Annotated in this window: 8 protein-coding genes; 4 read left to right on the top strand and 4 right to left on the bottom strand. The window is 35.5% G+C overall.

Going from position 1 to position 6362, the window contains the following annotated elements; all coding sequences use genetic code 11:
* Positions 1-249: 249 nt before the first annotated feature.
* On the top strand, positions 250-621 hold the full coding sequence (locus BHE89_RS07385; RefSeq protein ID WP_286145972.1) for an Ail/Lom family outer membrane beta-barrel protein: 372 nt from the start codon (positions 250-252) through the stop codon (positions 619-621).
* Between the two features lie 76 nt (positions 622-697).
* The gene (locus BHE89_RS25310) at positions 698-805 is read left to right on the top strand and encodes a hypothetical protein (RefSeq protein WP_286145973.1); all 108 of its coding nucleotides are present in this window, start codon (positions 698-700) and stop codon (positions 803-805) included.
* A gap of 138 nt (positions 806-943) precedes the next feature.
* Here the strand turns inward: BHE89_RS25310 and chbG (BHE89_RS07380) are convergent, their stop codons facing one another.
* Positions 944-1705 (bottom strand): chitin disaccharide deacetylase, encoded by a 762-nt coding sequence (gene chbG / locus BHE89_RS07380; RefSeq protein WP_069369493.1) that lies wholly within the window; start codon positions 1703-1705, stop codon positions 944-946.
* A 36-nt stretch (positions 1706-1741) separates the two neighbouring features.
* Positions 1742-3097 (bottom strand): 6-phospho-beta-glucosidase, encoded by a 1356-nt coding sequence (locus BHE89_RS07375; RefSeq protein ID WP_069369492.1) that lies wholly within the window; start codon positions 3095-3097, stop codon positions 1742-1744.
* Positions 3098-3265: 168 nt separating this feature from the next.
* Here BHE89_RS07375 and BHE89_RS07370 point away from each other — a divergent pair, with 168 nt between their 5' ends.
* Both BHE89_RS07370 and chbG (BHE89_RS07365) read left to right on the top strand, forming a co-directional pair.
* Positions 3266-4621 carry a 6-phospho-beta-glucosidase gene (locus BHE89_RS07370; RefSeq protein WP_069369492.1) on the top strand — a complete coding sequence of 452 codons (1356 nt, stop codon included), beginning with the start codon at positions 3266-3268 and terminating at the stop codon, positions 4619-4621.
* Between the two features lie 36 nt (positions 4622-4657).
* Complete coding sequence (gene chbG / locus BHE89_RS07365) at positions 4658-5419, top strand: chitin disaccharide deacetylase (RefSeq protein ID WP_069369493.1); 762 nt, start codon at positions 4658-4660, stop codon at positions 5417-5419.
* A 138-nt stretch (positions 5420-5557) separates the two neighbouring features.
* Here the strand turns inward: chbG (BHE89_RS07365) and BHE89_RS25305 are convergent, their stop codons facing one another.
* Positions 5558-5665, bottom strand: a complete 108-nt coding sequence (locus BHE89_RS25305; protein ID WP_286145973.1) for a hypothetical protein — start codon at positions 5663-5665, stop codon at positions 5558-5560.
* 76 nt (positions 5666-5741) lie between these two features.
* Positions 5742-6113, bottom strand: coding sequence for an Ail/Lom family outer membrane beta-barrel protein (locus BHE89_RS07360; protein WP_286145972.1), 372 nt, complete (start codon positions 6111-6113; stop codon positions 5742-5744).
* Positions 6114-6362: the final 249 nt, after the last annotated feature.

Below are 6362 nucleotides of genomic sequence, written 5' to 3'. Positions count from 1 at the left end.
CATTATTATACAGAGAGCCTTCCACCTTATTTACATTCTTATTTCTTATTTCTTATTTATTTACATGGTAATTTATATTAACAATATATTATAAATTATATAATATTAATTATAATAAATAGACTCTTTTAATAAAACAACCGTATTTAAATTAATGTACTCTTTTTTATTTCATTAAAAATAGACTCATTATTATAATCCTCTCGTTTAATAATACATTCTTATTATTTTAATTATGGGATATAACTAATGAAAACGAAATTACTATCTGCTTTATTTATAAGTGGCTTATTGGCGACCTCTTCTGTTTATGCTCAAAATGATTTTACATTAGATAAAACCACACTTTCAGCAGGTTATGCACAAGTCAAAATGGCTGGTCAAAATCCAATGCATGGCGGTGTTTTTTCTATTCGCCAAGAAGTCAATTCACAATTTGGTCTTTTAGTCACAACGACTTACGCCCAAAATGAATATGATCTAAATAAATCGATTAATACTTTCTTTAAAGACGTCAATGCACGTTATTACTCTGTTATGGCGGGCCCCACAGTACGTTTAAATGATTTTATTAGTGTTTATGGCACGGCAGGGATGAGCCAAATTCAATTTAAAATCTGAACATTCTGAATTAAAAAAAAGTAAAAGAAAAATAGCATTTAGTTGGGGCGCAGGTTTAATCATTAATCCAGCAGAAATGGTTTCTATTTCTCTCGGATATGAAAATAGCCGTTTTAAATTTAAAAACACCGATGACCGAATTATTTTAGATGGTTTTATTGCTAATATCGGTTATCGTTTTTAATTAAAAATAAGCACATATTATAAAATAATATGTGCTTCCAAAAATAAAATACCTCTGTCTAATTTAAAACAGAGGCAAAATAACTCAAAAAGACCCACACTAGGGAATAAACACAGACACCGATTATCTAAAAATCCACTACATTAAATCTTGATACGTGCCTAGCCGATAACCTCGTTCCAAAATGGCCTGTTTTAATGCGCTATCGGTTAAGACTTCAAGTTCTGTTAGACGCTGAAAACAATAACCACTTGCACGCAATGGGTTATCAACAAAAGCAGGGTGTGTCATCACTTCAATAGAATGCTCATGCCGCGCTTTCGATTCATCAAGTACCTTTAAAAACAGTGCTTGAGTGATTTCATCACCATAAAATTGACTATCAAAACCATCACTACTTATTACACTTTGAGTATCAATCCCCTCTTTGTGTGCGAGTCGTCTATCAACCCGCATTGGTAGCGATTTTTCTTTGGCAAACTCCGCCACAATAGGAAAAATTTGTTTAAACATATGCACATGATGGTGACTATCAATATGGTCTGGTTCACAACCAAAGATCTCAATAAAACGCTGATATTGTGCTTTAAGCTCAACACGAATTTCATCAAGTGGCAAATTGCCCTCTTCTGCCATTTGCCATACCCATTTCCCTAAGACACCTTCACGCGTTAAAGAAGGTAAAGGAGACAGTGGTTTACCCATCGTCAACGTAAAATGAAGCCCAACGCCTAATCCGGGCAAATCATGACGTAATTGTGCGGCATGTTTAATTCCTTCAGCATTGACAAGTGCTGTTGTTGAGCTAACCACCCCATAACGAAAACACTCTGCAATACCGTAGTTTTGCCCTTTACTTAGCCCAAAATCATCCGCATTCACAATTAATAAACCCGCCATTCTGTCTCCTTATTACTTATTTTTATCTGCTGACGATTAATGAGAGGCTTTTTCTAACTCTGTAATTGCTTTAGCAAAATTAGGTAGATGTGCTTTATGCGCTAATAACATCTCTCGTGTAAGGACTTCTGCATCTTTATCTGAAAGTACTAACGGTGTTAAATTCATCGCTAATAAAGCATCATTTAATTCACCACTGATAGCCGCTTTGCTGGCCGCGATCTCAAAGGCTTTGATGGTATGAATTAATCCCATCACTTTTTCATCAAAATGCGTTAAACGTGGATGAGGTTTAGCGCCATCACGTCCTAAAATAGCAGTCACCTCAATTGACCAATCTGCTGGAATATTATCAATATGGCCATGATGAGGAATATTCACATAATGCTCAGCATGTTTATCATTATAAATAGCATTTATCACTTCGCACGCCGCATCAGAGTAATAAGCACCGCCACGTAATTCCAACTCTTTCGGTTTGATATTTAAATCAGGATCTTTATACAACTCAAACAGTTGCTTTTCGACTTTTTGTACGACTTTAGCGCGAGCGCCCCCTTTATAGTATTCACCCATTTCAATCGCTAACATCTCTTTTTGCTTGAAGTAATACAGTAAATAAGAGCATGGCAGCATATTAAGAGAGCGGATCAACCCTTCACTAAAAGGTAAGTCAAAAATATTTTTTACAGAGCCCGCGGTTAAGGTTCCTGAAGCCACACCGTCCAATAATTCAGGAAAACGGGATTGACCATTAACAATAACGTCTTTAATAAACACCATGTGATTTAAACCAAATAAATCAATAGAGAGTTCATCTTTATCCGTTAACTTCAAAACATCGGTAATAAACATTTTCATACCGATTGGGATATTACAAACCCCAATAAATTTCTTAAAATTGGTATGACGATAAACGGCTTCTGTTACCATTCCTGCTGGATTCGTAAAGTTGATGATCCACGCATTAGGGCAAATTTCTTCAACATCCTTAATAATATCGAAAATAACAGGGATAGTGCGTAAACCCTTAAATAGCCCCCCAGCACCATTAGTCTCTTGCCCTAAATAGCCATGACTTAAAGGAATAGATTCATCAAGCTCTCTTGCTTTCAATTGACCAACACGCAATTGTGTTGTGACAAAATCAGCCTCTTTTAATGCTTCACGGCGATTAAGGGTTTTATAAAGGGTTAAAGGAATACCTGCCTTTTTTACCATGCGCTGACAAAGCGCAAAAATAATATCAAGCTTCTCTTTTCCTTCTTCAATATCCACTAGCCATAATTCAGTGATCGGTAGTTCATGATAGCGCTTAATAAAACCTTCTAATAATTCAGGCGTATAACTGCTTCCACCACCAATGGTAACAACTTTTAATTTATGACTCATAAAATACTCCCATACAGCATAATAGTGCTGTTATTTGTGTATTAATGGCGAAATTAAGGCGTAAAGAACCATGAAGAAAATAAGCTTATTTTCTTCATGGTTCTTTACGCCTTAATTTCGCCATTAATACACAAATAACAGCACTATTATGCTGTATGGGAGTATTTTATGAGTCATAAATTAAAAGTTGTTACCATTGGTGGTGGAAGCAGTTATACGCCTGAATTATTAGAAGGTTTTATTAAGCGCTATCATGAACTACCGATCACTGAATTATGGCTAGTGGATATTGAAGAAGGAAAAGAGAAGCTTGATATTATTTTTGCGCTTTGTCAGCGCATGGTAAAAAAGGCAGGTATTCCTTTAACCCTTTATAAAACCCTTAATCGCCGTGAAGCATTAAAAGAGGCTGATTTTGTCACAACACAATTGCGTGTTGGTCAATTGAAAGCAAGAGAGCTTGATGAATCTATTCCTTTAAGTCATGGCTATTTAGGGCAAGAGACTAATGGTGCTGGGGGGCTATTTAAGGGTTTACGCACTATCCCTGTTATTTTCGATATTATTAAGGATGTTGAAGAAATTTGCCCTAATGCGTGGATCATCAACTTTACGAATCCAGCAGGAATGGTAACAGAAGCCGTTTATCGTCATACCAATTTTAAGAAATTTATTGGGGTTTGTAATATCCCAATCGGTATGAAAATGTTTATTACCGATGTTTTGAAGTTAACGGATAAAGATGAACTCTCTATTGATTTATTTGGTTTAAATCACATGGTGTTTATTAAAGACGTTATTGTTAATGGTCAATCCCGTTTTCCTGAATTATTGGACGGTGTGGCTTCAGGAACCTTAACCGCGGGCTCTGTAAAAAATATTTTTGACTTACCTTTTAGTGAAGGGTTGATCCGCTCTCTTAATATGCTGCCATGCTCTTATTTACTGTATTACTTCAAGCAAAAAGAGATGTTAGCGATTGAAATGGGTGAATACTATAAAGGGGGCGCTCGCGCTAAAGTCGTACAAAAAGTCGAAAAGCAACTGTTTGAGTTGTATAAAGATCCTGATTTAAATATCAAACCGAAAGAGTTGGAATTACGTGGCGGTGCTTATTACTCTGATGCGGCGTGCGAAGTGATAAATGCTATTTATAATGATAAACATGCTGAGCATTATGTGAATATTCCTCATCATGGCCATATTGATAATATTCCAGCAGATTGGTCAATTGAGGTGACTGCTATTTTAGGACGTGATGGCGCTAAACCTCATCCACGTTTAACGCATTTTGATGAAAAAGTGATGGGATTAATTCATACCATCAAAGCCTTTGAGATCGCGGCCAGCAAAGCGGCTATCAGTGGTGAATTAAATGATGCTTTATTAGCGATGAATTTAACACCGTTAGTACTTTCAGATAAAGATGCAGAAGTCCTTACACGAGAGATGTTATTAGCGCATAAAGCACATCTACCTAATTTTGCTAAAGCAATTACAGAGTTAGAAAAAGCCTCTCATTAATCGTCAGCAGATAAAAATAAGTAATAAGGAGACAGAATGGCGGGTTTATTAATTGTGAATGCGGATGATTTTGGGCTAAGTAAAGGGCAAAACTACGGTATTGCAGAGTGTTTTCGTTATGGGGTGGTTAGCTCAACAACAGCACTTGTCAATGCTGAAGGAATTAAACATGCCGCACAATTACGTCATGATTTGCCCGGATTAGGCGTTGGGCTTCATTTTACGTTGACGATGGGTAAACCACTGTCTCCTTTACCTTCTTTAACGCGTGAAGGTGTCTTAGGGAAATGGGTATGGCAAATGGCAGAAGAGGGCAATTTGCCACTTGATGAAATTCGTGTTGAGCTTAAAGCACAATATCAGCGTTTTATTGAGATCTTTGGTTGTGAACCAGACCATATTGATAGTCACCATCATGTGCATATGTTTAAACAAATTTTTCCTATTGTGGCGGAGTTTGCCAAAGAAAAATCGCTACCAATGCGGGTTGATAGACGACTCGCACACAAAGAGGGGATTGATACTCAAAGTGTAATAAGTAGTGATGGTTTTGATAGTCAATTTTATGGTGATGAAATCACTCAAGCACTGTTTTTAAAGGTACTTGATGAATCGAAAGCGCGGCATGAGCATTCTATTGAAGTGATGACACACCCTGCTTTTGTTGATAACCCATTGCGTGCAAGTGGTTATTGTTTTCAGCGTCTAACAGAACTTGAAGTCTTAACCGATAGCGCATTAAAACAGGCCATTTTGGAACGAGGTTATCGGCTAGGCACGTATCAAGATTTAATGTAGTGGATTTTTAGATAATCGGTGTCTGTGTTTATTCCCTAGTGTGGGTCTTTTTGAGTTATTTTGCCTCTGTTTTAAATTAGACAGAGGTATTTTATTTTTGGAAGCACATATTATTTTATAATATGTGCTTATTTTTAATTAAAAACGATAACCGATATTAGCAATAAAACCATCTAAAATAATTCGGTCATCGGTGTTTTTAAATTTAAAACGGCTATTTTCATATCCGAGAGAAATAGAAACCATTTCTGCTGGATTAATGATTAAACCTGCGCCCCAACTAAATGCTATTTTTCTTTTACTTTTTTTTAATTCAGAATGTTCAGATTTTAAATTGAATTTGGCTCATCCCTGCCGTGCCATAAACACTAATAAAATCATTTAAACGTACTGTGGGGCCCGCCATAACAGAGTAATAACGTGCATTGACGTCTTTAAAGAAAGTATTAATCGATTTATTTAGATCATATTCATTTTGGGCGTAAGTCGTTGTGACTAAAAGACCAAATTGTGAATTGACTTCTTGGCGAATAGAAAAAACACCGCCATGCATTGGATTTTGACCAGCCATTTTGACTTGTGCATAACCTGCTGAAAGTGTGGTTTTATCTAATGTAAAATCATTTTGAGCATAAACAGAAGAGGTCGCCAATAAGCCACTTATAAATAAAGCAGATAGTAATTTCGTTTTCATTAGTTATATCCCATAATTAAAATAATAAGAATGTATTATTAAACGAGAGGATTATAATAATGAGTCTATTTTTAATGAAATAAAAAAGAGTACATTAATTTAAATACGGTTGTTTTATTAAAAGAGTCTATTTATTATAATTAATATTATATAATTTATAATATATTGTTAATATAAATTACCATGTAAATAAATAAGAAATAAGAAATAAGAATGTAAATAAGGTGGAAGGCTCTCTGTATAATAATG

Source organism: Shigella sp. FC1967, assembly GCF_001743005.1.
Taxonomy (GTDB): Bacteria; Pseudomonadota; Gammaproteobacteria; order Enterobacterales; family Enterobacteriaceae; genus Proteus.
This window is presented reverse-complemented; position numbering and strand designations above follow the sequence as displayed.